26 protein-coding genes are annotated in these 24,875 nt (G+C 71.3%); 7 read left to right on the forward strand and 19 right to left on the reverse strand.

Features of this window, described 5'->3' with window-relative positions:
* Positions 1-309: 309 nt before the first annotated feature.
* Complete coding sequence (locus tag ACIBTU_RS37885; protein ID WP_399131305.1) at positions 310-1,770, reverse strand: alkaline phosphatase PhoX; 1,461 nt, start codon at positions 1,768-1,770, stop codon at positions 310-312.
* A gap of 278 nt (positions 1,771-2,048) precedes the next feature.
* On the reverse strand, positions 2,049-3,482 hold the full coding sequence (locus ACIBTU_RS37890) for a hypothetical protein (protein WP_399131306.1): 1,434 nt from the start codon (positions 3,480-3,482) through the stop codon (positions 2,049-2,051).
* Between the two features lie 165 nt (positions 3,483-3,647).
* On the opposite strand from ACIBTU_RS37890, the gene ACIBTU_RS37895 reads away from it, so the two are divergent.
* Positions 3,648-5,555: an endonuclease/exonuclease/phosphatase family protein gene (locus ACIBTU_RS37895; protein ID WP_399131307.1), complete on the forward strand. Its 1,908-nt coding sequence runs from the start codon at positions 3,648-3,650 to the stop codon at positions 5,553-5,555.
* Positions 5,556-5,576: 21 nt separating this feature from the next.
* Here the strand turns inward: ACIBTU_RS37895 and ACIBTU_RS37900 are convergent, their stop codons facing one another.
* On the reverse strand, positions 5,577-5,816 hold the full coding sequence (locus ACIBTU_RS37900; protein ID WP_399131308.1) for a hypothetical protein: 240 nt from the start codon (positions 5,814-5,816) through the stop codon (positions 5,577-5,579).
* A gap of 192 nt (positions 5,817-6,008) precedes the next feature.
* Here ACIBTU_RS37900 and dapA point away from each other — a divergent pair, with 192 nt between their 5' ends.
* Entirely contained in the window at positions 6,009-6,932 is a 924-nt protein-coding gene (gene dapA, locus ACIBTU_RS37905) for a 4-hydroxy-tetrahydrodipicolinate synthase (protein WP_399131309.1), read from the forward strand.
* Here the strand turns inward: dapA and ACIBTU_RS37910 are convergent.
* The 13 genes from ACIBTU_RS37910 to ACIBTU_RS37970 all read right to left on the reverse strand — a co-directional run bounded on the left by ACIBTU_RS37910 (position 6,919) and on the right by ACIBTU_RS37970 (position 17,547).
* Complete coding sequence (locus tag ACIBTU_RS37910) at positions 6,919-8,133, reverse strand: WD40 repeat domain-containing protein (protein ID WP_399131310.1); 1,215 nt, start codon at positions 8,131-8,133, stop codon at positions 6,919-6,921. The genes dapA and ACIBTU_RS37910 overlap by 14 nt on opposite strands.
* Before the next feature lie 2 nt (positions 8,134-8,135).
* A complete protein-coding gene (locus tag ACIBTU_RS37915; protein WP_399131311.1) occupies positions 8,136-8,714 on the reverse strand; it encodes a SigE family RNA polymerase sigma factor in 579 nt (192 codons plus the stop codon).
* A gap of 167 nt (positions 8,715-8,881) precedes the next feature.
* Positions 8,882-9,871 carry a 2,3,4,5-tetrahydropyridine-2,6-dicarboxylate N-succinyltransferase gene (dapD, locus tag ACIBTU_RS37920; protein WP_399131312.1) on the reverse strand — a complete coding sequence of 330 codons (990 nt, stop codon included), beginning with the start codon at positions 9,869-9,871 and terminating at the stop codon, positions 8,882-8,884.
* 54 nt (positions 9,872-9,925) lie between these two features.
* Entirely contained in the window at positions 9,926-10,489 is a 564-nt protein-coding gene (locus ACIBTU_RS37925; RefSeq protein ID WP_399131313.1) for a TetR/AcrR family transcriptional regulator, read from the reverse strand.
* Positions 10,489-10,809 carry a multidrug efflux SMR transporter gene (locus ACIBTU_RS37930; RefSeq protein ID WP_188339613.1) on the reverse strand — a complete coding sequence of 107 codons (321 nt, stop codon included), beginning with the start codon at positions 10,807-10,809 and terminating at the stop codon, positions 10,489-10,491. Before ACIBTU_RS37930 ends, ACIBTU_RS37925 begins: the two co-directional genes overlap by 1 nt.
* Before the next feature lie 158 nt (positions 10,810-10,967).
* Positions 10,968-11,306, reverse strand: coding sequence for a metal-sulfur cluster assembly factor (locus ACIBTU_RS37935; RefSeq protein WP_399131314.1), 339 nt, complete (start codon positions 11,304-11,306; stop codon positions 10,968-10,970).
* Complete coding sequence (gene sufU / locus ACIBTU_RS37940) at positions 11,303-11,761, reverse strand: Fe-S cluster assembly sulfur transfer protein SufU (RefSeq protein WP_399131315.1); 459 nt, start codon at positions 11,759-11,761, stop codon at positions 11,303-11,305. The genes ACIBTU_RS37935 and sufU overlap by 4 nt, the downstream gene beginning before the upstream one ends.
* Positions 11,762-11,777: 16 nt before the next feature.
* Entirely contained in the window at positions 11,778-13,034 is a 1,257-nt protein-coding gene (locus tag ACIBTU_RS37945) for a cysteine desulfurase (protein ID WP_399131316.1), read from the reverse strand.
* The gene (gene sufC, locus ACIBTU_RS37950; RefSeq protein ID WP_399131317.1) at positions 13,031-13,795 is read right to left on the reverse strand and encodes a Fe-S cluster assembly ATPase SufC; all 765 of its coding nucleotides are present in this window, start codon (positions 13,793-13,795) and stop codon (positions 13,031-13,033) included. Before sufC ends, ACIBTU_RS37945 begins: the two co-directional genes overlap by 4 nt.
* 7 nt (positions 13,796-13,802) lie before the next feature.
* Positions 13,803-14,120: a bifunctional 3-phenylpropionate/cinnamic acid dioxygenase ferredoxin subunit gene (locus tag ACIBTU_RS37955; RefSeq protein ID WP_361931265.1), complete on the reverse strand. Its 318-nt coding sequence runs from the start codon at positions 14,118-14,120 to the stop codon at positions 13,803-13,805.
* Positions 14,120-15,301, reverse strand: a complete 1,182-nt coding sequence (gene sufD / locus ACIBTU_RS37960) for a Fe-S cluster assembly protein SufD (RefSeq protein ID WP_399131318.1) — start codon at positions 15,299-15,301, stop codon at positions 14,120-14,122. The genes ACIBTU_RS37955 and sufD overlap by 1 nt, the downstream gene beginning before the upstream one ends.
* A 60-nt stretch (positions 15,302-15,361) precedes the next feature.
* The gene (gene sufB, locus ACIBTU_RS37965) at positions 15,362-16,786 is read right to left on the reverse strand and encodes a Fe-S cluster assembly protein SufB (protein WP_018533306.1); all 1,425 of its coding nucleotides are present in this window, start codon (positions 16,784-16,786) and stop codon (positions 15,362-15,364) included.
* Positions 16,783-17,547, reverse strand: coding sequence for a helix-turn-helix transcriptional regulator (locus ACIBTU_RS37970; protein WP_399131319.1), 765 nt, complete (start codon positions 17,545-17,547; stop codon positions 16,783-16,785). Before ACIBTU_RS37970 ends, sufB begins: the two co-directional genes overlap by 4 nt.
* Positions 17,548-17,741: 194 nt before the next feature.
* Here ACIBTU_RS37970 and ACIBTU_RS37975 point away from each other — a divergent pair, with 194 nt between their 5' ends.
* The 4 genes from ACIBTU_RS37975 to ACIBTU_RS37990 all read left to right on the forward strand — a co-directional run bounded on the left by ACIBTU_RS37975 (position 17,742) and on the right by ACIBTU_RS37990 (position 21,550).
* Entirely contained in the window at positions 17,742-18,539 is a 798-nt protein-coding gene (locus ACIBTU_RS37975; RefSeq protein WP_399131320.1) for an aminoglycoside N(3)-acetyltransferase, read from the forward strand.
* A gap of 113 nt (positions 18,540-18,652) precedes the next feature.
* Complete coding sequence (locus tag ACIBTU_RS37980; RefSeq protein WP_399131321.1) at positions 18,653-19,576, forward strand: ABC transporter ATP-binding protein; 924 nt, start codon at positions 18,653-18,655, stop codon at positions 19,574-19,576.
* An 89-nt stretch (positions 19,577-19,665) separates the two neighbouring features.
* Complete coding sequence (locus ACIBTU_RS37985) at positions 19,666-20,433, forward strand: ABC transporter permease (RefSeq protein ID WP_399131322.1); 768 nt, start codon at positions 19,666-19,668, stop codon at positions 20,431-20,433.
* Positions 20,434-20,524: 91 nt separating this feature from the next.
* Positions 20,525-21,550 carry a heme A synthase gene (locus tag ACIBTU_RS37990; protein WP_399131324.1) on the forward strand — a complete coding sequence of 342 codons (1,026 nt, stop codon included), beginning with the start codon at positions 20,525-20,527 and terminating at the stop codon, positions 21,548-21,550.
* A gap of 19 nt (positions 21,551-21,569) precedes the next feature.
* Here ACIBTU_RS37990 and ACIBTU_RS37995 read toward each other — a convergent pair whose 3' ends face one another.
* Positions 21,570-22,403: an alpha/beta fold hydrolase gene (locus ACIBTU_RS37995; protein ID WP_399131325.1), complete on the reverse strand. Its 834-nt coding sequence runs from the start codon at positions 22,401-22,403 to the stop codon at positions 21,570-21,572.
* Positions 22,404-22,555: 152 nt separating this feature from the next.
* Here ACIBTU_RS37995 and ACIBTU_RS38000 point away from each other — a divergent pair, with 152 nt between their 5' ends.
* Entirely contained in the window at positions 22,556-23,080 is a 525-nt protein-coding gene (locus ACIBTU_RS38000) for a MarR family transcriptional regulator (protein WP_399131326.1), read from the forward strand.
* Here the strand turns inward: ACIBTU_RS38000 and ACIBTU_RS38005 are convergent.
* Positions 23,061-24,185: an amidohydrolase family protein gene (locus tag ACIBTU_RS38005; RefSeq protein WP_399131327.1), complete on the reverse strand. Its 1,125-nt coding sequence runs from the start codon at positions 24,183-24,185 to the stop codon at positions 23,061-23,063. The genes ACIBTU_RS38000 and ACIBTU_RS38005 overlap by 20 nt on opposite strands.
* A 123-nt stretch (positions 24,186-24,308) precedes the next feature.
* Positions 24,309-24,641, reverse strand: a complete 333-nt coding sequence (locus ACIBTU_RS38010; protein ID WP_399131328.1) for a hypothetical protein — start codon at positions 24,639-24,641, stop codon at positions 24,309-24,311.
* Positions 24,642-24,875 lie beyond the last annotated feature (234 nt).

The following is a 24,875-nucleotide window of genomic DNA, read 5'->3' on the forward strand; positions in this document are numbered from 1 at the left end:
CAGCGAATGGAGTGTGCCCGAGGTCAGAAGTCGGCGACGGAACTGTGCCGATGCTCTACCGATTGAGCTACTACGGTCGTGGGACGACCGCGTGACGGGACTCGAACCCGTAACCCGCGGATTAGGAGAAGTAGCCGTTGCCTGCGCACCGGGCACACACCATGGGCTGCGCCTCCCGAGATCTGGCCGGCCACGGTGCTGACTCTGTGAAAGGAAGTAACCGTGGCCTTCGCACCGGGAGGTGCGGCGTGAGAAAAACTCTAGGGCGGTGTGTGACCGGTCGCCAGGCAATTAAATGCGGACCGTTGTTCAGCGCTGGCGCTTCCAGGGCCCCGTGATGGCGAGCATGATGCCCGGGGTCTGGATGTTGGCGTAGAGCGTGCGGCCGTCGGGCGAGAAGGTCACGCCGGTGAACTCGCTGAACTCCGGCGCCTCCGCGGTGCCGATGTTCAGGTCGTTGCGCGCGATCGGGTACGTGCGGCCGCGCTCGGTCGCGCCGAACAGGTGCTGGACGCCCTCGCCGTCCTCGGCGATGACGAGGCCGCCGTACGGGGAGACCGTGATGTTGTCCGGGCCGTCGAGGGCGCCGTCCTTCGACGGGTCCTGGTTGACGCCGAGGAGCACCTTCAGGGTGAGGGTGCGGCGCTTCGGGTCGTAGAACCAGACCTGGCCGTCGTGCTGGACGGGGCTCTCGGCACGGGCGAAGGAGGAGACGATGTAGGCGCCGCCGTCGCCCCACCACATGCCTTCGAGCTTGCGGGCGCGGGTGATCTCGCCGTCCTTGAACTGCTTGCGCGTGGAGACGGTCTTGGCGTCACGGTCGGGGACGTCGATCCAGTCGACGCCGTACACCGTGCCCGCCTTGGTGGCGCGGGAGAGGTCGTCGACGAAGCGGCCGCCGGAGTCGAAGCACTTGAAGGCCTGGAGGACACCCGCGTCGTCGGCGAGCGTGGCGAACTTGCCGCGGCCGTGCTGGAAGCCGTGCGGCGGGACCCAGCGGTAGAGCAGGCCGTTGGGGCCGGAGGCGTCCTCGGTGAGGAAGGCGTGGCCGCGCTTGGGGTCGATGACGACGGCCTCGTGGGCGTAGCGGCCGAGGGCCTTGATCGGCTTGGGGGCCTGGTTGGCGCGGCGGTCGTAGGGGTCGACCTCGAAGACGTAGCCGTGGTCCTTGGTGAAGCCGTTCTTGCCGGCCTTGTCCTCGGTCTCCTCGCAGGTCAGCCAGGTGCCCCAGGGCGTGGAGCCGCCCGCGCAGTTGGTGGCGGTGCCGGCGATGCCGACCCATTCGGCGACCTCGCCGCCGCGGCGGACCTCGACGACGGTGCAGCCGCCGGCCGCCGCGGGGTCGTAGACGAGCCCCTCGGTGAGCGGCACCGGGTGCGGCCACTTGTCGCGGGCGCCGGCCAGCTCGTGGTTGTTGACGAGGAGGGTGGTGCCGCGGGGGCCCTCGAAGGTGGCGGTGCCGTCGTGGTTGGACGGCGTGAACTCGCCCGACTCCAGCTTGGTCTTCCCGCTGTAGGTGATGACCTCGTACGAGAATCCGGCCGGCAGCGCGAGGATGCCGGCCGGGTCGGCCTGCAGCGGACCGTACCCGGGGCCGTCGGCCGGTCCGTTCCGGTCCGCGGTGACGCCGGCGGTGTCGGTGACGTCGGCGGTGTCGGTGGCCGCGAGGGCGCCCGGCGCGGTGGCGAGGGCGCCGACGGAACCGGCGAGGGCGACGCCGGCGCCGGTGGCCGCGGAGCGTCGGGCGAAGTCCCTGCGAGTGAGCGACATGGTGGCTGTCTCCTGCGGAGGTGACGGAGTGGTCGGGGGGTGAGGACCGCTGGGCGCGCCTTTCCGGACACGCCCTGTTCGGCCACACGCTCCCGCGCCCGCGCGAACTCCGGTTGAACTCCGCCCGACGCCCAGGCACCCGCTTCCCCGACTTCCGGGGCCGTCTTCCGCCCGGCCCCGGTCCCGATACCGACCCCGGCCGAGCTCCGATCCCGGCCCCGGCAAAGGCCCCGGCCCCGGCCCCGGCCCCGGCCCCGGCCCCCGCAAAGGCTCCGGGATCAGCCGCCCGCGGCCGAGCGGGCCTTGAAGGCCGCCTTGCGGGCCTCCTTGGCGACCTTCTTGTCCGGGTGGAGGCGGCCCATCGCCTCCAGGACGTCGGCGGTGGCCGGGTGGTCCACCCGCCAGGCCGCCGCGAAGAAGCCGCTGTGCTGCGCGGCGAGCCCCTCGACGAGGGCCTGCAGCTCCTCCGAGTTGCCCTCCAGGGAGAGCTGCGCGGCGATCGTGTCGACGGTCAGCCAGAAGACGAGGTCCTCGGACGGCGCGGGCACGTCCGTCGCGCCGTGCTCGGCGAGCCAGACCCGGGCGAGGCCGCCCAGCTCCGGGTCCTGGAGGACGTCACGGAGCGCGGGCTCGGCCTCGGTGCCGACGAGGGACAGGGCCTGCTGGCAGCGCAGCCGGCGCAGCGGGGCGCCCTGGTCGCCGCCGCGTGCGGCGCCGAGCAACTCGCGTGCGGCGGCGAGCGCTTCACGCCGGGCGAGCCACTGCTCGATCTCGGCCTGGGCGGCGGCCTGCGGGAACGTGGAGGTGCCGTCGAGCAGCGCGTCGGCGCCCTTGTCGGCGAGGTCACCGACGGCCGGGGCGTCGAGGCCCGCCTCCAGCATCCGGGCGCGGATGCCGTGAAGGCCGAGCGGGGTGAGCCGCACCATGCCGTAGCGCGAGATGTCGGACTCGTCGACGGGGGCGGCCGGTTCGGCGGAGTCGATGTCGGCCATGAGGGCCTCGTCCACGGGCTGGAACTCGACGAGGCCGATCGGGGCGAGCATCCGGAACTGGTCGTCGAGGCGCATCATCGCGTCCGACACCTGTTCCAGGACGTCGTCGGTGGGCTCGCCCATGTCGTCGGGAACGATCATCGAGGCGGCGAGGGCGGGCAGCGGCACCGGCCCTTCGCCCGCGCCGCCCTCGGTGACGGTCAGCAGGTACAGGTTGCCGAGGACGCCGTCGAGGAACTCGGCCTCCGCCTCCGGGTCCCAGTCGAGCTGCGAGAAGTCGATCTCGCCGCCCTCCTCCATGGCGTCGACCAGGTCGTCGAGGTCGGGCACGCTCGCGTCGGCGAGCACCGTCTCCAGCGCCGCGCGCCACAGCGCGAGGACGTCCGTGGGCCCGCCGGAGGTGAGGGTGCCGAGCTCCTCGCCGACGGCGACGGTGCCCTCCTCCTCGTCGACGATCTCCACCAGGCCGGTGTCGACGGCGACCCGCCACGCCTCGCTCGCGTCGGCGGCGCCGTCCGCGTCGTCGGACAGGCCGAGTTCGGCGGCCGCGGCGGGGAGCTGCTCGTCGGCGAGTTCGCCGCCCGCGCCCACGCGGGTGTCGGGCCCGGCCCAGCGGGCGAGCCGCACCGCGCGCGACAGGAGGGGGGTGGCGAGGGCGTCCCGCGCCAGCTCCGCATCGGCGGGCAGCCGTACCGGCGGCAGGGTGGAGCTGTCTGACATCGGCTGGTTCTCCTCATGAGCTACGTTGCGACCGCTCAGCCTAGACGGATTTGCACCCTTGCCGCCGGGTTCATCTGTCAGTCGGCTCCCCGACCGCGTGCGGCCACTCACGAAACCTTGACAACTCCCCCGGCCACGCAAGAGATTGACGCGCGTAGAAGTCGGATGGAAGTCCGCCCTCGTCCCGGCGCTCGCCACTCGCACGTCCCCGGAGGGATCCCCTTGCCGAGCCAGTCAGCACGCCCCGCGTTCTCCGTGTTCTCCCGTTCGCGGCTCGCCGCGCTCGCCGTCGTCACCGCCTGCGGTGCGGCCGGCACCGTCCTCGCGGTCTCGCCCGCCCACGCGGACACCGTCGCCATCCACGACATCCAGGGCTCCACCCGGCTCTCCCCGCTCGCGGGGCAGCAGGTCACGGACGTCGCCGGCATCGTGACGGGCGTGCGCGCCTACGGCTCGGTCAAGGGCTTCTGGTTCGAGGACACGGCGCCGGACGCCGACCCGGCCACCAGTGAGGGTGTGTTCGTCTTCACCGGCTCCGCACCGACCGTGAAGACGGGCGACGCCGTCAAGGTGTCCGGCACGGTCTCCGAGTACGTCCCGGGCGGCGCCAATTCGGGCAACCAGTCGCTGACCGAGATAACCAAGCCGACGGTCACCGTCGTCTCGTCCGGCAACGCGGTGCCGGTCACCACGATCGACTCCGCTTCGGTCCCCGCCGCGTACGCCCCCGAGGGCGACCCGGCCGCGCAGGGTTCGGTCAACGGCCTGCCGCTTCAGCCGCGCGCCTACGCCCTGGACTACTACGAGTCCCTGGAGGGCCAGAACGTACGGATCGGCTCCTCCCGCGTCGTCACCGCGACCGACCCGCACACCGAGCTCTGGGTCACGGTGCGGCCGCGCGAGAACCGGACGGAGCGCGGCGGCTCCCGCTACGGCTCCTACGACTCGCAGAACGCGGGCCGGCTCCAGATCCAGTCGCTCGGCGCGGTCGCCGACTTCCCGAAGGCCGACGTCGGCGACACCCTCGGCGGGACCACCGAAGGCCCCCTGGACTTCAACCAGTACGGCGGATACACGCTGGTCGCGCGGGAGCTCGGCACGCTGGAGCAGGGCGGCCTGGAGCGCGAGACGACCCGGAAGCAGAAGTCCGGCGAGCTGGCCGTGGCCACGTACAACGTGGAGAACCTCGACCCGTCGGACGCCACCTTCGCGGCGCACGCGGCGGCGATCGTCGACCACCTGCAGGCGCCCGACATCGTGTCCCTGGAGGAGATCCAGGACAACGACGGCGCGAAGAACAGCGGCACGGTCGCCTCCGACGTGACGGTGAACAAGCTGATCGACGCGATCGTCGCGGCGGGCGGCCCGCGCTACGAGTGGCGCGGCATCGACCCGGTCGACGGCCAGGACGGCGGCGAACCGGGCGGCAACATCCGCCAGGTGTTCCTGTTCAACCCGGACCGGGTGTCGTTCACCGACCGCGCCGGCGGCGACGCGACGACCCCGGTCGGCGTGACGCGCACGGAGCAGGGCGAGCCGGCACTGACCACGTCCCCGGGCCGGATCGACCCCGCGTCCACGGCGTGGAAGAGCAGCCGCAAGCCGCTCGCGGGCGAGTTCGTCTTCCACGGGAAGACGGTCTTCGTGATCGCCAACCACTTCGCGTCCAAGGGCGGCGACCAGGCCCTGACCTCGCAGTACCAGCCGCCGACGCGCAGCTCGGAGACGCAGCGGCACGCGCAGGCCGACGAGGTCAACGCGTTCGTGAAGGACATCCTGAAGGTGCGGCGGGACGCGGACGTGATCGCGCTCGGCGACATCAACGACTTCGAGTTCTCCGGCACCGCGCAGCGCCTGGAGGCGGACGGCGCGCTCTGGTCGGCCGTCAAGTCGCTGCCCAAGAAGGAGCGTTACTCCTACGACTACCAGGGCAACAGCCAGGTCCTGGACCAGATTCTGGTGAGCCCCTCGATCCGCAAGGGTCCGTTCGCGTACGACAGCGTGCACATCAACAGCGAGTTCCACGACCAGATCAGCGACCACGACCCGCAGGTGCTGCGTCTGCGCCCGTGACAACGGGGTGGGCGCGAGTGGTCAGTCGGCCGGCCGGACCGCGAGGTCGGCCGGCTGTCCGGCCGCCGTGAGCAGCGCGTACTCGTCGGCCACGACGGCCTCCGCCACAGCGACGGCGCGCTGTCCCGCGAGGCGGAGCCCGGCGTGGGAGTAGGGCGGGGGCGAGGGGCGTCGATGGCGCCACCACGCGTCGGCCGCCGCGTAGATCCCGCTCGCGCACATCACGGCGGGCATGGCCAGGGCCAGCACCACGTCTCGCACCACTCACTCCTAGTGAACCGTCCGGCACTCTCTGTGCGGTTCATCGGATTCGGGATGGTCCGACTGAAGGAAAACCGGCTCCGCTCAGGTGTCCGGTCCGTACGCCGCCCCGGCCACCTTTCAGCGCTGCTCCGCTCCACGTCGTAGCAGATTTAAGTGGAGCTTCACGGTCGGGCGGCCGACACTTCCTGCATGAGCGACGACACCGCCTCCGGGCGCCCCGCCTCCCCGTTCGGCCGCGTCCTGTGCGCGATGGTCACCCCCTTCACCGAGGGCGGCGGCGCCGTGGACCTGGACGCCGCCCAGCGGCTCGCCGACCGGCTCGTCTCCGAGGGCTGCGAGGGCCTCGTCCTGTCCGGGACGACCGGCGAGTCCCCCACCACCTCCGACGCCGAGAAGACCTCCCTGGTGCGGGCGGTGCGGGAGGCGGTCGCCGGGCGCGCCCATGTGCTCACCGGCATCGGCACGGCCGACACCCGGCACAGCGCGGAGCTCGCCCGCGCGGCCGAACGGGCCGGTGCGGACGGCCTGTTGGCCGTCACCCCGTACTACAGCCGGCCGCCGCAGGCCGCCGTCGAGGCCCACTTCCGGGCGCTGGCCGACGCGAGCGGGCTGCCGGTGATGCTCTACGACATCCCGGGCCGCACCGGCACCCGCATCGAGCCCGCGACGATGATCGCGCTCGCCGCGCACCCCCGTGTCGTCGCCGTGAAGGACTGCGCCTACGACCTCCTCGGCACCCAGAAGGTCATGGCGGCCACCGACCTGGCGTACTACACGGGCTGCGACGAGTACGTGCTCGCGCTGCGCGCCCTCGGCGGCGCCGGCTGCGTCTCGACGGTGGCGAACGTCGTCCCCGCCGCGTTCCGCGCGATCGTCGACGCCTTCGACGCGGGCGACACGGCGGGCGCCGCCCGGCTCCAGCGCGCTACGACGACCCTCACGGACGCGATGATGAACGCCGGTCTGCCCGGCGCCGTCACCGCGAAGGCCCTGCTCGGCGCCCTGGACCTCCCGGGCGGCGGTCCGGTCCGCGCCCCGCTGCTGCCCGCCGGCCGGGAGGCGACCGACGGACTGCTCGCGGCGTACCGGACGCTGCTCGTCACCGCGTCGTGAACTCCGGGATCCAGCGGCCCGGGTACTCGGCGGACGCCTTCCGGAAGTCGCTGAGCGGGACGACCTCGCGATTGCCGAGGGTGACGAGAAGCAGCTGATTGCGGAACTCGCCCTTGCCGTTGCACTTCTTGGGGTCGCAGCCCCACGCGATGAGCCGCTTGTCGTCGGCCCACGCGAGCAGTTGCTGCGCGGGGAGCTTCGCGACCTGCTTGCCGGTCATGGCGTCGTTCACCGCCACGGCGATCTCCTTGCCGTGCCCGGCGAAGTCCCCCGCGACCAGCTTGCCGTTCGGCGAGATGCCCGCCTCGACGAACCACTGGGCGTACCGCTCCTCGGGCGGTACGTCGGCCTTGCGGCCCTGCAGGTCGAAGTACTGCTCGGGGACCCCGCCCGTCATGACGCCGGCGTGCACCAGCTTGCCCGTGCGGCTGAACGCGAAGTCCTGGCGGGAGTTGATGTCCCCGTTCTCGGTCACCTTGTGCCAGTCGCTGCGCCCGGTCCTGACGTCGACGACGGCGAACCCGGTGCGGGAGGAATTCATGTCCACCCCGGGCTTCGCCTTGCCGCTCCCGTCGTTGACCGGGTTCCGCTTGTAGAGGGCGTCGGGGTCCTTCGCGTACGTGGTCACGACCAGCTTGCTGCCGTCGGGCGAGAACTGGAGCCCGGCCGCCCCCTCCGCGACCGGGATCCAGCGCTTCACCTTGTTCGTCGCGAGGTCGAGCAGCCCGACGCGCTCGGCGGGCAGCTTCTTCTCCAGGACGGCGGCGGTGCGCAGCCCGGGCGCGACGGTCAGCCAGGACCAGCGGGTCGTCTTGCGGTACGTCTTGGTGGTCGGGTCGAGGACGCCGTAGGTCCGGGTCAGCCGGCCGTCCCCGTTGTCGAAGACGACCTGCCGGATCGTGGAGAAGGAGCCCAGGGCGACCCGTCCGGCCGCGATGACGTCCTTCGGCGGCGACTGGTGGGGGTGTGCGATGACGTCGTCGGAGCCGGTCACCCCGGCGGGCCTGACGTCCTCGTCGCCGCCGTACCGGGGCACCAGGACGGCGGCGAGGACCACGGCGGTCACGGTCGCGGCGCCGGCCGCGACGGAGCGGGTGCGGCGCCGGCGCCGGGTCGCGAGCACCCGGTCGGCGAGGTCCGCGGGCGCGGGGTCCACCGCGGCCGCCTGCTCGCGCAGCGCGTCCTTGATCACTTGGTCCATGTTCACGGGCGCACCTCCACGGGCGAGTAGTCGCGGGACGGCGGCTGCTCGGCGTCGGACGCGCCGAGCAGGGCCAGCTCGGGCGCGAGGGTGCGCAGCCGGGCCAGCGAGCGGTGGGTGGTGGAGCGCACGGTGCCGACGGAGCAGCCGAGCAGCCGGGCCACGTCCGCCTCGGGCAGGTCCTCGAAGTAGCGCAGGACCAGGACGGTGCGCTGGCGCGGGGTCAGCCGGGAGAGCGCGGCGCTCAGAACGATCCGCAGCTCGGCCGACGCGGTGCCGCCGTCACCCGTCGCGGGCGTGTCCGGCACCTCCCCGTAACTGACTTCGCGGCGTGGCCATTTGAGCCGCCATCTGCTGATCTGCTGCCGGTACAGGACCTGGCGCACGTACGCCTCCGGGTCCTCCACCCTGTGCCACCGTCCGGCGACCTTGATGAGCGCGTTCTGCAGCAGATCCTCGCCGGCGTGCCGGTCGCCTCCGCTGAGCAGGACGGCGGTCTTCAGCAGTGCGGACGAGCGGTTCGCCACGAACTCCCGGAAACTCTCCGCGCCGCGGCGGTCCGGGTCTCGGCCTGCGTCCATCGTCACCTTCACTTCCCCCACCCATGTGGTGCCTCTGCCCTTGATGACGACCGCGGCCGTCCCCCGCTATGCCCCCGGCCCGAAGAAATTTTCCCGAGGCCGCGCGGGACGCACGGCGGCCCGCGCCGAAGTCCCGGCGCGGGCCGCTGTGGTCAGGCGTGACGGTGTCAGTTGTGGCTGTGCAGGACCTCGTTGAGGCCGCCCCAGACCGCGTTGTTCGGGCGGGCCTCGACGGCGCCGGTGACCGAGTTGCGGCGGAAGAGGATGTTCGAGGCGCCGGACAGGTCGCGGGCCTTGACGATCTCGCCGTCGGGCATGGTGACGCGGGTACCGGCGGTCACGTACAGGCCCGCCTCCACGACGCACTCGTCGCCGAGCGCGATGCCGACGCCGGCCTCGGCGCCGACGAGGCAGCGCTCGCCGATGGTGATGCGGACGTTGCCGCCGCCGGAGAGGGTGCCCATGGTGGAGGCGCCGCCGCCGATGTCGGAGCCGTCGCCGACGACGACGCCGGCGGAGATGCGGCCCTCGACCATCGAGGTGCCGAGGGTGCCCGCGTTGAAGTTCACGAAGCCCTCGTGCATGACGGTCGTGCCCTCGGCGAGGTGCGCGCCGAGGCGGACGCGGTCGGCGTCGGCGATGCGCACGCCCTTGGGGGCAACGTAGTCGGTCATGCGGGGGAACTTGTCGATGCTGGTCACGGCGAGGTGCAGGCCCTCGGCGCGGGCGTTCAGGCGGACCTTCTCGACGTCGTCGACGGCGACCGGGCCGAGCGAGGTCCAGGCCACGTTGGCCAGCAGGCCGAACAGGCCGTCGAGGTTCTGGCCGTGCGGCTTGACGAGGCGGTGGCTGAGCAGGTGCAGGCGCAGGTACGCGTCGTGCGCGTCCAGCGGCTTGTCGTCGAGGGACGAGATGACCGTGCGCACGGCCACGACCTCGACACCGCGCCGGGCGTCGGGCCCGATCGCCTTCGCGGCGCCCTCGCCGAGCAGCTCGACGGCCTTCTCGGCGGTCAGCCGCTCGGATCCGGCCGGGCCGGGCTCGGCCACGAGCTCGGGGGCGGGGAACCAGGTGTCGAGAACGGTGCCGTCGGTGGTGACGGTGGCGAGGCCTGCGGCGACGGCGCCGGTGGTACGCGTAGCAGTCGTGTCGGTCATGGCCCCAACTTAATCGGCGCGGCCCCGCGGAGGCTAACCGGTGCCCCGCCCGTCTCAGCTGACGGGCGCGGCGGCGGCGCCCGGCGGAATCAGCCGGTCCAGCATCGCGCGCGCGAAGCCCGGGTCGTACGTGCCGTCGGTGAGCAGGACCTGGAGGCAGATGCCGTCCATGAGGGCGACGAGGGCGCGGGCGGTGACGGGGTCGGTCCGTTCGGCGATGACCTCGGCGAGGCCCGTGCACCACTCGGCGGCGACGGGGCGCAGGGCGGGGCGGCGCAGGGCCGCGAGATACAGCTCGTACTCGAGCTCGACGCCGACCCGGTCGCCCGCGAGCCAGTCGCCGAGGACCCCGGCGAGCTCGTCGGCGAGGTCGGTGCGCGGGTCCTGGAAGGCGCCGTGGGTGGCGACGACCTTGGCGAAGCCCTCGTTGGCCTGCCGCAGGGCGGCGACGAGCAGTTCGTCGAGGGTGCGGAAGTGGTAGGTGGTCGAGCCGAGCGGCACGTCGGCCTCGGCGGCGACGGTGCGGTGGCTGAGCCCGGCGATGCCCTTGGCGCCGACGACCCGGATCGCGGCGTCGATGATCCGCTGGCGTCGCTCGGGGTCGTAGCGGCGGGCCATCAGTGCGCCCCGCCCAGATTGAGCAGCACGACCCCGCCGATGACGAGGGCGATCCCGGCGACCTTCGCCGCGGTCAGGCCCTCGCCGAGGAAGATCATGCCGATCGCGGCGATGACGGCCGTGCCGACGCCGGCCCAGATCGCGTAGGCGGTGCCGATCTGGACGGTCTTGAGCGTCTGCGCGAGCAGCGCGAACGCGACGACGTATCCGGTGACGGTGATGAGCGAGGGCCAGAGCCTGCTGAACCCTTCGCTGTACTTCATGGCCGTCGTGGCCGCCACTTCGGCGGCTATCGCGCCGGCGAGCAGTACGTAACCCATGCGTACGAGGGTACACATCGTTGCGTACGCCCGTACACAACATGTGCGGACCCGTGCCGGAAACGCCGGAGGGGCCCGGCTCCCTCGATGAGGGAACCGGACCCGTCCGGAAAGCACGTACGGATCAGACGTCGAAGCCGATCAGACGATGGAGCCGATCAGACGTTGAAGCCGAGCGCGCGGAGCTGCTCGCGGCCCTCGTCCGTGATCTTGTCCGGGCCCCACGGCGGCATCCAGACCCAGTTGATCCGGAGCTCGTTGACGATGCCGTCGGTGGCGGACTTCGCCTGGTCCTCGATGACGTCGGTCAGCGGGCAGGCCGCGGACGTCAGCGTCATGTCGATCGTCGCGATGTTCGCGTCGTCGATGTGGATGCCGTAGATGAGGCCCAGGTTGACCACGTCGATGCCCAGCTCGGGGTCGACGACGTCGTACAGGGCTTCCTTGACCTCCTCCTCGGAGGCCGGCTTCATCTCCACAGCCGTGTTCTCACTCATGCGGTCTTCGCCTCCTCCGCGAAGGCCTGGGCCGTCGCGTCCTTCCACGCCATCCAGCTCAGGAGGGCGCACTTGACCCGGGCGGGGTACTTGGAGACCCCGGCGAACGCGACCGCGTCCTCCAGGAGCTCCTCCATCGTGTCGTCCGGCTCGATCTGGCCCTTGGACTGCATCAGCTCCAGGAAGGTTTCCTGGATCTTCCGCGCGTCCGCGAGCTCCTTGCCGACCAGCAGGTCGTTCAGCACCGAGGCCGAGGCCTGGCTGATGGAGCAGCCCTGACCCTCGTAACTGACGTCCTCGATGGTCTCGCCCGTGTACTTCACGCGCAGCGTGATCTCGTCGCCGCACGTCGGGTTGACGTGGTGCACCTCGGCGTCGCCATCCCGAAGACCGCGCCCGTGCGGGTGCTTGTAGTGGTCCAGGATGACTTCCTGGTACATCGAATCCAGCTTCACGTTCCCAGCCAGCCCCTCAGCCGAAGAAGTTCCGTACGTGCTCCAGGCCGTCGACCAGAGCGTCGATCTCGCCGGGCGTGGAGTACAGATAGAACGACGCTCGCGTGGTCGCAGGAATTCCGTACCGCAGGCAGACCGGCCGCGCGCAGTGGTGGCCGACCCGGACCGCGATGCCCTGCTCGTCGAGGACCTGGCCCACGTCGTGCGGGTGGATGTCGCCGAGCGTGAAGGAGATCGCGGCGGCCCGGTCCTCGGCCGTGGCAGGACCGATGATCCGGAGGTCGGGGACCTCCTGGAGCCGCTTCACCGCGTACTCGGTGAGCGCCTGCTCGTGGCGCAGGATGTTGTCCATGCCGATCGAGTTCAGGTAGTCGATCGCCGCGCCCAGACCGATGGCCTGGGAGATCGGCGGCGTGCCCGCCTCGAACTTGTGCGGCGCCGGCGCGTACGTCGACGAGTGCATCGACACGGTCTCGATCATCTCGCCGCCGCCGAGGAACGGCGGCAGGTCCTCGAGCAGCTCCTGGCGGCCCCAGAGGACGCCGATGCCGGTCGGGCCGCACATCTTGTGGCCGGTGAAGGCCACGAAGTCGGCCTGCAGCGCCTGCACGTCGAGCGGCATGTGCGGCGCGGCCTGCGAGGCGTCGATGAGGACCAGCGCGCCCACCTCCTGGGCGCGGCGCACGATGGCCTCGACCGGGTTGTGGGTGCCCAGGATGTTCGACACGAGCACGAAGGAGACGATCTTCGTCTTCTCGGTGATGACCTCGTCGATGTTGCTCAGGTCGAGACGGCCGTCGTCCGTCAGACCGAACCACTTCAGCTTCGCGCCGGTGCGCTGCGAGAGCAGCTGCCACGGAACGATGTTGGAGTGGTGCTCCATCTCCGTGATCACGATCTCGGTCTCGTGATCGACCTTGTACGGCTCGTCGGCCCAGCCCAGCATGTTGGCGACGAGGTTGAGCGACTCCGAGGCGTTCTTCGTGAAGATGACCTCGTCGCGGCTCGGCGCGTTGATGAACGCGGCGACCTTGTCGCGCGCGCCCTCGTACAGCGCCGTGGCCTCCTCGGCCAGCACGTGCACGCCGCGGTGGACGTTGGCGTTGTGCTGCTCGTAGTACTCGGTCAGGACGTCGAGGACCTGGCGCGGCGTCTGGCTGGTCGCCGCGTTGTCCAGGTACACGAGCTTCTTGCCGTCGTGGAGCACCCGGTCGAGGATCGGGAAGTCCTTGCGGATCGCCTCGGTGTCGAGGAGGCCCGGCAGCTGTGTCACGCGGATACGCCACCCTTCACGTACTTGTCGTAGCCCTCGGCCTCGAGCTGGTCGGCGAGCTCGGCACCGCCGGACTCGACGATCCGGCCACCCGCGAAGACGTGGACGTGGTCGGGCTTGATGTAGCGCAGGATGCGCGTGTAGTGGGTCACCAGGAGGGTGCCGACCTCGCCGTTCTCACGGACGCGGTTGATGCCCTCGGAGACGATGCGCAGCGCGTCGACGTCCAGGCCGGAGTCGGTCTCGTCGAGGATCGCGATCTTCGGCTTGAGGAGCTCCAGCTGGAGGATCTCGTGGCGCTTCTTCTCACCGCCGGAGAAGCCCTCGTTCACGTTGCGCTCGGCGAAGGAGGGGTCCATGGAGAGCTTCTCCATGGCCTCCTTGACCTCCTTGACCCAGGTGCGCAGCTTGGGGGCCTCGCCGCGCACGGCCGTGGCCGAGGTGCGCAGGAAGTTGGAGACGGACACACCGGGGACCTCGACCGGGTACTGCATGGCGAGGAACAGGCCGGCGCGGGCGCGCTCGTCGACGGACATCTCGAGGACGTCCTCGCCGTCGAGCGTGACGGTGCCCTGGGTGATCGTGTACTTCGGGTGACCCGCGAGGGAGTAGGCGAGGGTCGACTTGCCGGAGCCGTTCGGGCCCATGATGGCGTGCGTCTCGCCCTGCTTCACGGTGAGGTCGACGCCCTTGAGGATCTCCTTCGTGGCGTTGTCGGCCTCGACGGTGACGTGCAGGTCTCGGATTTCAAGCGTTGCCATGGGTGCCTCAGGACTCCTGGGTGAGGGAGACGAGCACGTCGTCCCCTTCGATCTTTACGGGGTATACGGGGACGGGGCGCGTCGCGGGAAGGCCGGACGGCTTGCCGGTACGGAGGTCGAACGCGGAGCCGTGCAGCCAGCACTCGATCTGGCAGTCCTCCACCTCGCCCTCGGAGAGCGACACGTTCGCGTGCGAGCAGATGTCGTTGATCGCGAACACCTCGCCCTCGGTGCGGACGACCGAGACCGGCGTGCCGTCGAGTTCCACCCGCTTCGGGGTGTCCTCCTCCAGCTCGCTCAGCCCACAGGCGCGTACGAAAGCCATCAGACCGTGGCCTCCAGCTCGGCCTCGATCTTCTCGAGCAGCCGCGCCTCGATGTCCTCGACGCCGATCTGCTGGACCAGCTCGGCGAAGAAGCCGCGCACGACGAGGCGGCGCGCCTCGTCGGCCGGGATGCCGCGGGCCATCAGGTAGAAGAGCTGCTCGTCGTCGAAGCGACCGGTGGCGGAGGCGTGACCGGCGCCGACGATCTCGCCGGTCTCGATCTCCAGGTTCGGCACGGAGTCGACGCGGGCGCCGTCCGTCAGCACCAGGTTCCGGTTCATCTCGTACGTGTCCGTGCCCTCGGCGGCGGCCTCGATGAGGACGTCGCCGATCCACACGGCGTGCGCGCCCTCGCCCTGCAGCGCGCCCTTGTACACGACGTTCGACTTGCAGTGCGGGGTGTTGTGGTCGACGAGGAGGCGGTGCTCCTGGTGCTGGCCGGCGTCGGTGAAGTAGAGGCCGAGCAGCTCGGCCTCGCCGCCGGTGGCCGCGTACTGCACGCGCGGGTGCAGGCGGACGACGTCACCGCCGAAGGTCACGACGACGGACTTGAAGGAGGCGTCGCGGCCCACGAGCGCGTTGTGCTGCGCAACGTGCACGGCCTTGTCGTCCCAGTCCTGGACGGAGACGACGGTCAGCTTCGCGCCGTCGCCGAGCAGGTAGTCGACGTTGGCGGCGAGCACGGCGTCACCGGTGTGGTCGAGGACGACGACGGCCTCGGCGAAGGCGCCCAGCTCGATGACCTGGTGGCCGTAGGCGACACCGCCCTCGCCGTGCACGGCGATACGGATGGGCTCGGCGAGCACCGTCTCCTTGGGCACGGTGACGACGGACGCCTGCTCGAAGGCCGAGTAGGCCTGCGCGGCGATCCGGTCGACGGGCGTGCCGGCCTTGCCGACGCGGGCGTCGTCGCGGCCGACGGTCTCGACGGTGACACCGGCCGGCGCCTCCACGTCGACCTTGACGCCGGTGCCGGTCGCGACGGCGGTGCCGTCGTGCAGCCCGCGCAGCCGCTCCAGCGGCGTGAACCGCCACTCCTCCTCGCGGCCGTGCGGGACCGGGAAGTCCTGCACGTCGAAGGACGGGGGCGCGCTCATGCGCGTGGCGACGGTCGACTCGGCGGCCACCGCGATGGTTCCGGCGGTGGTCGAACCGGCCGGGATGTTCTGAGCCTCAGCCATGGCTGTCGTAGCGCTCGCTTTCTTACGGGTAAGTGGCTTGACGAGAGACGGCGGCGGGCGTCAGCCCACCGAGCCTTCCATCTGCAGCTCGATCAGCCGGTTGAGCTCGAGCGCGTACTCCATGGGCAGTTCCTTGGCGATCGGCTCGACGAAGCCGCGCACGATCATCGCCATGGCCTCGAACTCGCTCAGGCCGCGGCTCATCAGGTAGAAGAGCTGGTCCTCGGAGACCTTGGAGACGGTCGCCTCGTGGCCCATGGACACGTCGTCCTCGCGGACGTCGACGTACGGGTACGTGTCGGAGCGGGAGATGGTGTCGACGAGCAGCGCGTCGCACAGCACGTTCGACTTCGATCCGGCGGCGCCCTCACCGATCTCGACCAGACCGCGGTACGAGGTACGGCCGCCACCACGGGCCACCGACTTCGACACGATGTTGGACGAGGTGTTCGGCGCCATGTGGACCATCTTGGAGCCGGCGTCCTGGTGCTGGCCCTCGCCCGCGAAGGCGATGGACAGCGTCTCGCCCTTGGCGTGCTCGCCCATCAGGTAGACGGCCGGGTACTTCATGGTGACCTTGGAACCGATGTTGCCGTCGATCCACTCCATGGTCGCGCCCTCGTACGCCACGGCGCGCTTGGTGACCAGGTTGTAGACGTTGTTCGACCAGTTCTGGATCGTCGTGTAGCGGCAGCGGGCGCCCTTCTTCACGATGATCTCGACGACCGCGGAGTGCAGCGAGTCCGACTTGTAGATCGGCGCGGTGCAGCCCTCGACGTAGTGGACGTAGGCGTCCTCGTCGACGATGATCAGCGTCCGCTCGAACTGGCCCATGTTCTCCGTGTTGATACGGAAGTAGGCCTGGAGCGGGATCTCGACGTGCACACCCTTCGGCACGTAGATGAAGGAGCCGCCCGACCACACCGCGGAGTTCAGCGACGCGAACTTGTTGTCGCCGACCGGGATGACCGTGCCGAAGTACTCCTTGAAGAGCTCCGGGTGCTCCTTCAGAGCGGTGTCGGTGTCGAGGAAGATGACGCCCTGCTCCTCCAGGTCCTCACGGATCTGGTGGTAGACGACCTCGGACTCGTACTGGGCCGCGACACCGGCGACGAGGCGCTGCTTCTCCGCCTCCGGGATGCCGAGCTTGTCGTACGTGTTCTTGATGTCCTCGGGCAGGTCCTCCCAGGACTCCGCCTGCTTCTCCGTGGAGCGCACGAAGTACTTGATGTTGTCGAAGTCGATGCCGGAGAGGTCGGAGCCCCAGTTCGGCATGGGCTTCTTCTCGAAGAGCTTCAGGCCCTTGAGACGGAGCTTCGTCATCCACTCCGGCTCGGACTTCTTGGCGGAGATGTCCCGGACGACGTCCTCGTTGATGCCGCGCTTGGCAGAGGCACCGGCCGTGTCGGAGTCAGCCCAGCCGTATTCGTACTTGCCCAGGCCCTCGAGCTCGGGGTGGGCAGTCTCCTCGATGGGGAGAGTCATGCGGGGTTCCTCCCGGCGGTGCTTGCAGATGCGTTGGTAATGGTCTTGGGGGCGCCCTTGGGGATGAACGTCGTGCAGACGCCGTCACCGTGGGCGATGGTGGCCAGTCGCTGTACGTGGGTGCCGAGCAGTCGGGAGAACATCTCGGTCTCCGCCTCGCAAAGCTGCGGGAACTGCTCCGCCACGTGGGCGACCGGACAGTGGTGCTGGCAGAGCTGCTCGCCGTGTTGCGGGAGGGGCGCGCTGCGCGCAGTGGCAGCGTACCCGTCGGCGCTCAGCGCCCTGGCCAGGGCCTGGGCCCGCTCCTCGGGCTCCACCGCCTCGACGGCCGCCTTGTACGGCGCGGCCTGCGCGGCGATCCGGGCCCGGGCGAACGCGACGACCGCCTCGTCGCCACCGGCCTGCTCCTGGATCCAGCGCAGGGCGTCGGCGGCGAGCTTGTCGTAGGACTGGTCGAAGGCGTCCCGGCCGCAGTCGGTCAGGGCGAACACCTTGGCGGGGCGGCCGCGGGTGCGCGCACCGTAGACCCGCTGCTCCTTGGCCTCCACGACATCGTCGGCGACCAGGGCGTCCAGGTGACGGCGGACGGCGGCCTGGGTGAGGCCGAGGCGCCCGGCGAGGTCGGCGACCGTGGAGGGGCCGTGGTCCAGGATGGATCGCGCGACCCGGTTGCGCGTCGATCGATCGCTACGAAACCCGGTCGCGAGCTCCTCGTGAGGGGCCCCCACAGGAGCCTCCTGAGCCTCGCCGACGTTTTTCACAACGCCATTGTTGCGTAATTCCTCAGAGCCTGACAAGCGGCGTGGTGACCAGCACACGGTGCCGTGCATCACTTAGGTTTGCCTAAGTGGACACATGGCGTGACCTGCGGAAACGATCTTTGATCGATCAGCCGGGCGCCCCCGGACCGGAAATCCCCTGGTCCGCGGCGCCGCCCGCGCGCAGACTGCCGATCATGTCCACCTACCTGCCGACCGGTCCTCTCGTCACCCGCGACTCCCTCACCGCCGACCTGCGCACGCTCGGCGTCGAACCCGGCGAGATCCTTCTCGTCCATACGTCTCTCTCCCGTCTCGGATATGTCAACGGCGGCTCGGCCACCGTCGTCCAGTCCCTGCTCGACGCCCTCGGCGCCGAGGGCACTCTCGTTGTCCCCGCCCAGTCCGGCCACCTCTCCGACCCGGCCCTGTGGGGCGCCCCGCCCGTCCCCGCCGACTGGTGGGAGGCCATTCGCGCGACCATGCCCGCCTACGACCCCCGGACCACGCCCACCCTCGGCGTCGGCGTCGTCCCCGAGGCCGTCCGCACCTGGCCCGGCGCCCTGCGCAGCGCGCACCCCCAGACCTCCTTCGCCGCGCTCGGCGCCCGCGCCACCGAGATCGTCGGGGGGCATGCCACCGACTGCCGGCTCGGCGACCGCAGCCCGCTCGCCCGGCTCGAGGAGCGCGGCGCACGGGTCCTGCTGCTCGGCGCCGGCTACGACGCGTGCACCAGCTTCCACCTCGCCGAGTACCGCCTCCCCTCCCCCGTGACCGAGGACGCCGGCCGCCCCGGCCCGGCCGGCTGGGAACACGTCACCGAGGTCACCATCTCCAGCGACCGCTTCGACGAACTCGGCGCCGCCTTCGAGCAGGACTCACCCCTCGTCACCCGGGGCCGCGTCGGCGCCGCCGAGGCCCGACTCTTCCCGGTCGCCGACGCCGTGTCCTACGCGACGAAGTGGCTGCCCCTGCACCGTCCGGCGACTCCCTGACCACCACGGACCGTCACCCCCCGCTCCTCCCTCCCGGCCCTCCGGTTCCCTCCATTTCCCTCCGAGCGCCCCAGCGGCCGGGCCCCTCATCGCCGTCCTTAGACTTGGCCACCATGCGAAGCGAGCCTGTCGTCCACCTCACCGGACTGGTGAAGCGGTACGGAAGCAAAACCGCGGTCGACGGCCTCGACCTCACGACAGCCCCCGGCATCACGGCTGTCCTCGGCCCCAACGGCGCCGGCAAGACCACCACCGTCGAGATCTGCGAGGGCTACCGCAGGCCCGACGCCGGCACCGCCCGGGTCCTCGGCCTCGACCCCGTCAAGCAGGCCTCCCAGCTGCGCCCGCGCATCGGCGTGATGCTGCAGTCCGGCGGCGTCTACTCCGGCGCCCGCGCCGACGAGATGCTCCGCCACGTCGCCAAGCTGCACGCCCACCCGCTCGACGTGGACGCCCTCATCGAACGCCTGGGACTCGGCAGCTGCGGCCGCACCACCTACCGGCGCCTGTCCGGCGGACAGCAGCAGCGCCTCGCCCTCGCGATGGCCGTCGTCGGCCGGCCCGAACTGGTCTTCCTCGACGAGCCCACCGCCGGCCTCGACCCGCAGGCCCGCCGCGCGACCTGGGACCTGGTCCGCGACCTGCGGACCGACGGCGTCTCGGTCATCCTCACCACGCACTACATGGACGAGGCCGAGCAGCTCGCCGACGACGTCGCGATCGTCGACGCCGGCCGCGTCATCGCCCAGGGCTCCCCGGAGCAGCTGTGCCGCGGCGGCGCCGAGAACACCCTGCGCTTCTCCGGCCGCCCCGGCCTCGACGTGGCCTCCCTGCTCAAGGCCCTGCCCGCCGACTCGACCGCCGCCGAACTCACCCCGGGCTCCTACCGCGTCTCCGGCAAGGTCGACCCCCAGCTCCTGGCCACGGTCACCTCCTGGTGCGCCCAGCACGGCGTGATGCCCGACAGGATCTCCGTCGAGCGACACTCCCTCGAAGACGTCTTCCTCGAACTGACCGGCAAGGAGCTGCGCGGATGAGCGCGACCGATCCGACCTCACCGGCCGGGGGTCCGGGGGTCGCCCCCCGGGAGACACAGCCTGGAACTGACCGGCAAGGAGCTGCGCGGATGAGCGCCGGTGCGTACACGCCCGCCCCGGGAGCCGCCCCGCTCCCCCGCATGATCGCCGCGCAGGCCGCGCTCGAGACGAAGATGCTGCTACGCAACGGCGAACAGCTGCTGCTCACGGTCGTCATCCCCACCCTCCTGCTGGTTCTGTTCTCGTCCGTCGACATCGTCGACACCGGTTCCGGCAAGGCCGTCGACTTCCTGACTCCCGGCATCCTGGCGCTCGCCGTCATGTCGACGGCCTTCACCGGGCAGGCCATCGCGACGGGCTTCGAGCGCCGCTACGGCGTGCTCAAGCGGCTCGGCGCCTCGCCGCTGCCCCGCTGGGCCCTGATGACGGCCAAGACGCTCTCGGTCCTGGTCACCGAGGTGCTCCAGGTCGCCCTGCTCGTCGCCATCGCGTTCGGCCTCGGCTGGTCGCCGCACGGCAACCCGGTCGCCGTGCTGCTTCTCCTCGTTCTCGGTACGGCCGCCTTCTCGGGCCTCGGTCTGCTGATGGCCGGCACCCTCAAGGCGGAGGCCACGCTCGCCGCCGCCAACCTCGTCTTCCTGCTGCTGCTCGTCGGCGGCGGGGTCATCGTGCCGCTCGACAAGTTCCCGGACGCCGCGCAGTCCGTGCTCGGCCTGCTGCCGATCTCGGCGCTGTCCGACGGTCTGCGGGACGTGCTCCAGCACGGAGCGGGCATGCCCTGGGCCGACCTGGGGATCCTCGCCGTCTGGGCCGTCGTCGGGCTCGGCGCGGCGGGCCGCTTCTTCCGCTGGGAGTGAGCCGCGAGGCCGGTCCGTATCCCCGGGCCCGGCCGCCGGCCGGTCGAACCGAGAGACACCTCACGTCCGGTTCGCACCCCCTCGTGAACAGATGCACAAGGGCGCCGCCTACGATGGGCCCGTGCCAAAGCTGACTCGCGCCGACACCGCGCAGGCGGTGCGCAACCCGCTCGCCTTCATCGCCGCCCGCTGGACTCCGACCCAGCGGATCGTGCAGCGCGCGACCATGTCCGCCGTCGTCATGACCGTCCTCATCGTCGTGACCGGCGGGGCCGTGCGCCTGACCGGCTCGGGGCTCGGCTGCCCGACCTGGCCCAAGTGCACCGACCAGTCGCTGACCGCCACGAGCGAGATGGGCTTCCACGGAGCCATCGAGTTCGGCAACCGCATGCTCACCTATGTGCTGTGCGCCGCGGTCGGCTGGGCCATCATCGCGGCCCGCTCGCAGAAGCCGTGGCGCCGCTCGCTGACCCGTCTGGGCTGGACCCAGTTCTGGATCGTCATGGGCAACGCCGTGCTGGGCGGCATCGTCGTCCTGGTCGGCCTCAACCCGTACACGGTCGCCGCCCACTTCATCCTCACCACCGCCCTCCTCACGGTCGCCGTGCTGATGTGGCAGCGCAGCCGCGAGGGCGACTCCGAGCCGCGTCCGCTGGTCGGCAAGTCGGTCAGGCAACTGGTCTGGTTCATGATCGCGGCGTCCGGTGCGCTCATCGCCGTCGGCACCGTCGTCACCGGCGCGGGCCCGCACGCGGGTGACTCGAGCGACGTCAAGCGGATGCCGCTGGACTGGGAGACGGTCACCAAGGCGCACGCGGTGCTGGCCTGGATCGTGGTGACGCTGACCTTCGCCCTGTGGTTCGTCCTCAAGGCGGTCGACGCCCCCCGCGGGCCGCTGCACCGCACCCGCGACCTGTTCCTGATCCTGCTGGCCCAGGGCGTCATCGGTTACGTCCAGTACTTCACGGACCTGCCCGAGATCCTCGTCGGCCTGCACATGCTGGGCTCGGCCCTGGTGTGGATCGGCGTCCTTCGGGTCCTCCTCTCCCTGCGCGAGCGCCCGCAGACGGCGGTGGACCTGCCGGCCCAGGCCGACCCCGAGCTGTCCTCCGTCTGACCCCGCCGCCCGGCGCCGCTCAGACGTCGTCGTCATCCGGCCCGCCCTCCAGAACCTCCCTGAGGCGGGCCGCGTAGGCCCGCGGATGCGTCGTGTTCCCGTTGTGTCCGCCCGGGAACTCCCGTGCCGGCGTCCCGCGCAGCCGCGCCAGCTCCAGTGCGCAGTGCCGGTCGAAGACCTCCGGTGCCGTACCCCGGCCGACCGCCGGCACGATCCGTACGGTCGAGCGCCCGACGGCCTCCACGTCCAGCTCGGCCTGGACGACCGCGGTGAAGTCCTGCTCGATGAAGAAGGCGAAGTTCGCCGCGCGCTGTGGCGTGAGGGGCATCGGCGTGATGTCCGGCTCCGTCTCCTGGCGGACAGGGTCTATCCCCAGCACCCGGGCCATCTCCGGCAGCGCCGCCTTGAGTCCCCCGTCCCGGTACACCTCCTGCAATACACGCAGCTCGCGCACGTGATGAGGCCTGCGGTCGGCCGGGAGCAGCGCGGGTGACACCGGCTCATGAGCGACGAGCGTCGCCAGCTGCTCCGGGTGCCGCACCGCGAGGTGCAGGCCGATGGACGCGCCCATGCTGCAGCCCAGCATCAGCGCCGGCCGGTCCGTGAGCTCGGCCAGCAGCCGGTGCGCGTCGTCGGCGTGCTGCCCCATCCGCACGCCCCGCCCCGGGTCCGCGAGCTCGCTGCGGGACAGGCCCCGCCGGTCGTAGGTCACCACCGTGTACCGGTCGACGAGTCGGTCGACCAGGTCGGCACTCCGGCCGGCGTCCCCTTCCCCGCTCTGGGAGATCAGCAGGACCGGGCCGCTCCCCCGGACCTCGTAGTACAGCTTGGCTCCGTCGACGGTCAGAAACATCGGATCCCCCAAAGATTCTCGGCACTTCGCACTTCGCACAGCCGCTCCTGCGCCACGGCTCCGCTCGACCCCTTCACCGTACTCCATCCATTTCGATGCATCAAGGTCGATGCATCAAAGAAGATTCATCTACCTCGATGTAATATTCGGGCATGAGCCAGCCGCCCCAGCCCCTCACACCCGTCGAGCTGTTCCTGCTCGGCCGCACGCTGATGAAGATCGGCGAGGAGGCCCTGCCCGAGCCCACCCTCGGGACCGGCACGGGTACCTTCCGCGGCGGCACCCGCGCCGTCCTCGTCGTCCTCAGCGACGTCTACGCGCACGACGACACGACGGTCGGCGCCATCGCCTCGCGGACCGGCCTGCCGCAGAGCCAGGTGTCCGGCGCCGTGGCACGGCTGAAGGAGAGCGGCTCGATCGAGACCGCGCCGGACCCGGCGGACGGCAGGCGGCAGCTGATCCGGCAGGCCGCGGCCGTCTCCGAGCGCGTCGCGGAGGTCCGCGGCGCCGGTATCGAGGAAGCACTGACCACGGCGCTCGGCGCGAGCGCCACGCAAAGCGCGAACAGTACGGGCAGCAGGGATGACGTCGACGACCGGCTGCGCGAGGTGACCGAGGCGCTCGCCGTGCTCGCCCGGCACCTCACCCCGGAGTCGGTCAGCCGACTGCGTCCGTAGCGCCGAGCCCGTACACCCGCCGCGCCGTGCCCGCGGAGATCATTCCCGCGACCCGATGGGCGTCCGTCGCCGACCACGCCCCGTCGGCCACCCAGCCCCCGAGCACCCGGCCCAGCGCCTCGCGGAACGAGCGGGCGCCCACGACGTGCAGTTCGGGGATCCCCCGGGCCCCGCTGGAGAAGAGCAGCTTGCCGAACGGCGCCAGTTCGAGGATCTCCGCGAGCACGCCCGCGGCCCGCGCCCCCGTCCGCGCCAGCGCCGGCCCCAGATCCGCGTAGACGTGCGGGAAGACCCCGGCCAGATGCGCCGCGTGCCGGTGGTACGGGTAGCCGTGCAGCAGGACGAGGTCGGTGCCGAGCCCGGCCGTGGCCCGCGCGAAGTCCGCCAGGAGCACCGGGTCGGTGCGGTCGATGCGCAACCCCGCGTCGCCGAGCCCCGCGTGCAGTTGGAGCGGCCGCCCCGTCGCCACGGCGATCCAGAGCAGATGCCGCAGCAGCACCGGATCGGTGAGGGGTCCGCCGACCGTGCGGGCGGTGAGCCAGCGCCCCACCGCGCCCCGCACCTCCCCGGGCCCGGGCGGCTGCGGCGCCAGTGCCAGGCCGTGGCGTACGCCCGCGACGGAGGTGAAGGCGACCGCCTCGGCGGCGGCGCCGTGCACCGACTCGGCCAGGTTCGCGAGGAAGGACTCGACGGATCCCGAGGTGTCCGCGACCTGCTCGGCCAGCAGTTCGAGGCGGACGATCTCGTGGGCCTCGGCGGCGCCGGTGGAGGCCATCTCGGCGGGCCCGGTGAGGTCGTCGGGCAGGCCGGTGTCGACGAGATACGTGGTGATGCCGCTGCCGCGCAGCAGCCTGCGACCCGCTTCCAGGACGCCGAGTTCGCGCCGCCTGGCCAAGTAGCGGGCGGGTGCGCAGTGAGGTTCCAGACCGAGCAGCGGCGGGCACCAGCGGCGGACCGCGAACCCGGTCTGGGTGTCGAAGAAGGTGGTGCCGGGGGCGGGCGGTCCCTCACCCCGGGCGAGATGGGCCTCGAACGTGCCGAGGCCCAGTTCCGTACGCAGTACTCCGTGACAGTACTGATCCACCAGGGTCGGCGTTTCGATCATCCGGGGCTCCCCGTATGCGGACCGCGCTTCTCACCGCGCTTCTACTGTCCTAACGGGTGAACGGGCGCCTGGTGTTGCTCGACCACCGGTCGCACACCTGCGCCCATGACCACCGGACGGGGATCAGCCGATCTGCATGCCGGCCATCCGCTTCCACTCGTACGGGCCGGTCTCGACCTTGGCGGCGAAGTCGCCGTCGAAGTCCTCGTGGAGGGTGATCCCGGCCTTCTCGACGGCCTTCTGCGCGACCTCGTAGGTGTCGGCCACCAGGTTGCCCCAGCCGCCGTCGCCGCCGACGAGCGCGATGCGCGTGCCGTGCTCGCCGATGTAGGCGAGCTGCCCCTCGGCGCCGCCGTGCGCCTTGGCGAACGCGCCGATCTGCTTGGCCAGCTTGGCCGCCCGGCGCTCGTCCTTCGCCGCCCGACCGGGCGCCTCAACCGCTTGAGTGTCTGCCATGAGCAGGATGCTACCGGCGAGTAGCCAAACAGGCGATGGGTGGGGGGGGGGGGGGGGGGGCCCCCCCCCCCCCCCCGCCGGGGGGGGGGGGGGGGGGGGGGGGGGCGGGGGGGCCCCCCCCCCCCCCCCCCCCCCCCCCCCGCCGGGACGTACCGGGTCGGCTCGGCGCTGAAGGAGCCGTCGAAGGGGCCGTCAGGTGCCGGGTGTGGTGCAGGGTGACGGGGTCTCCGTGGG

The sequence above is a fragment of the Streptomyces sp. NPDC050145 genome (assembly GCF_044460245.1).
Classification (GTDB): Bacteria; Actinomycetota; Actinomycetes; order Streptomycetales; family Streptomycetaceae; genus Streptomyces.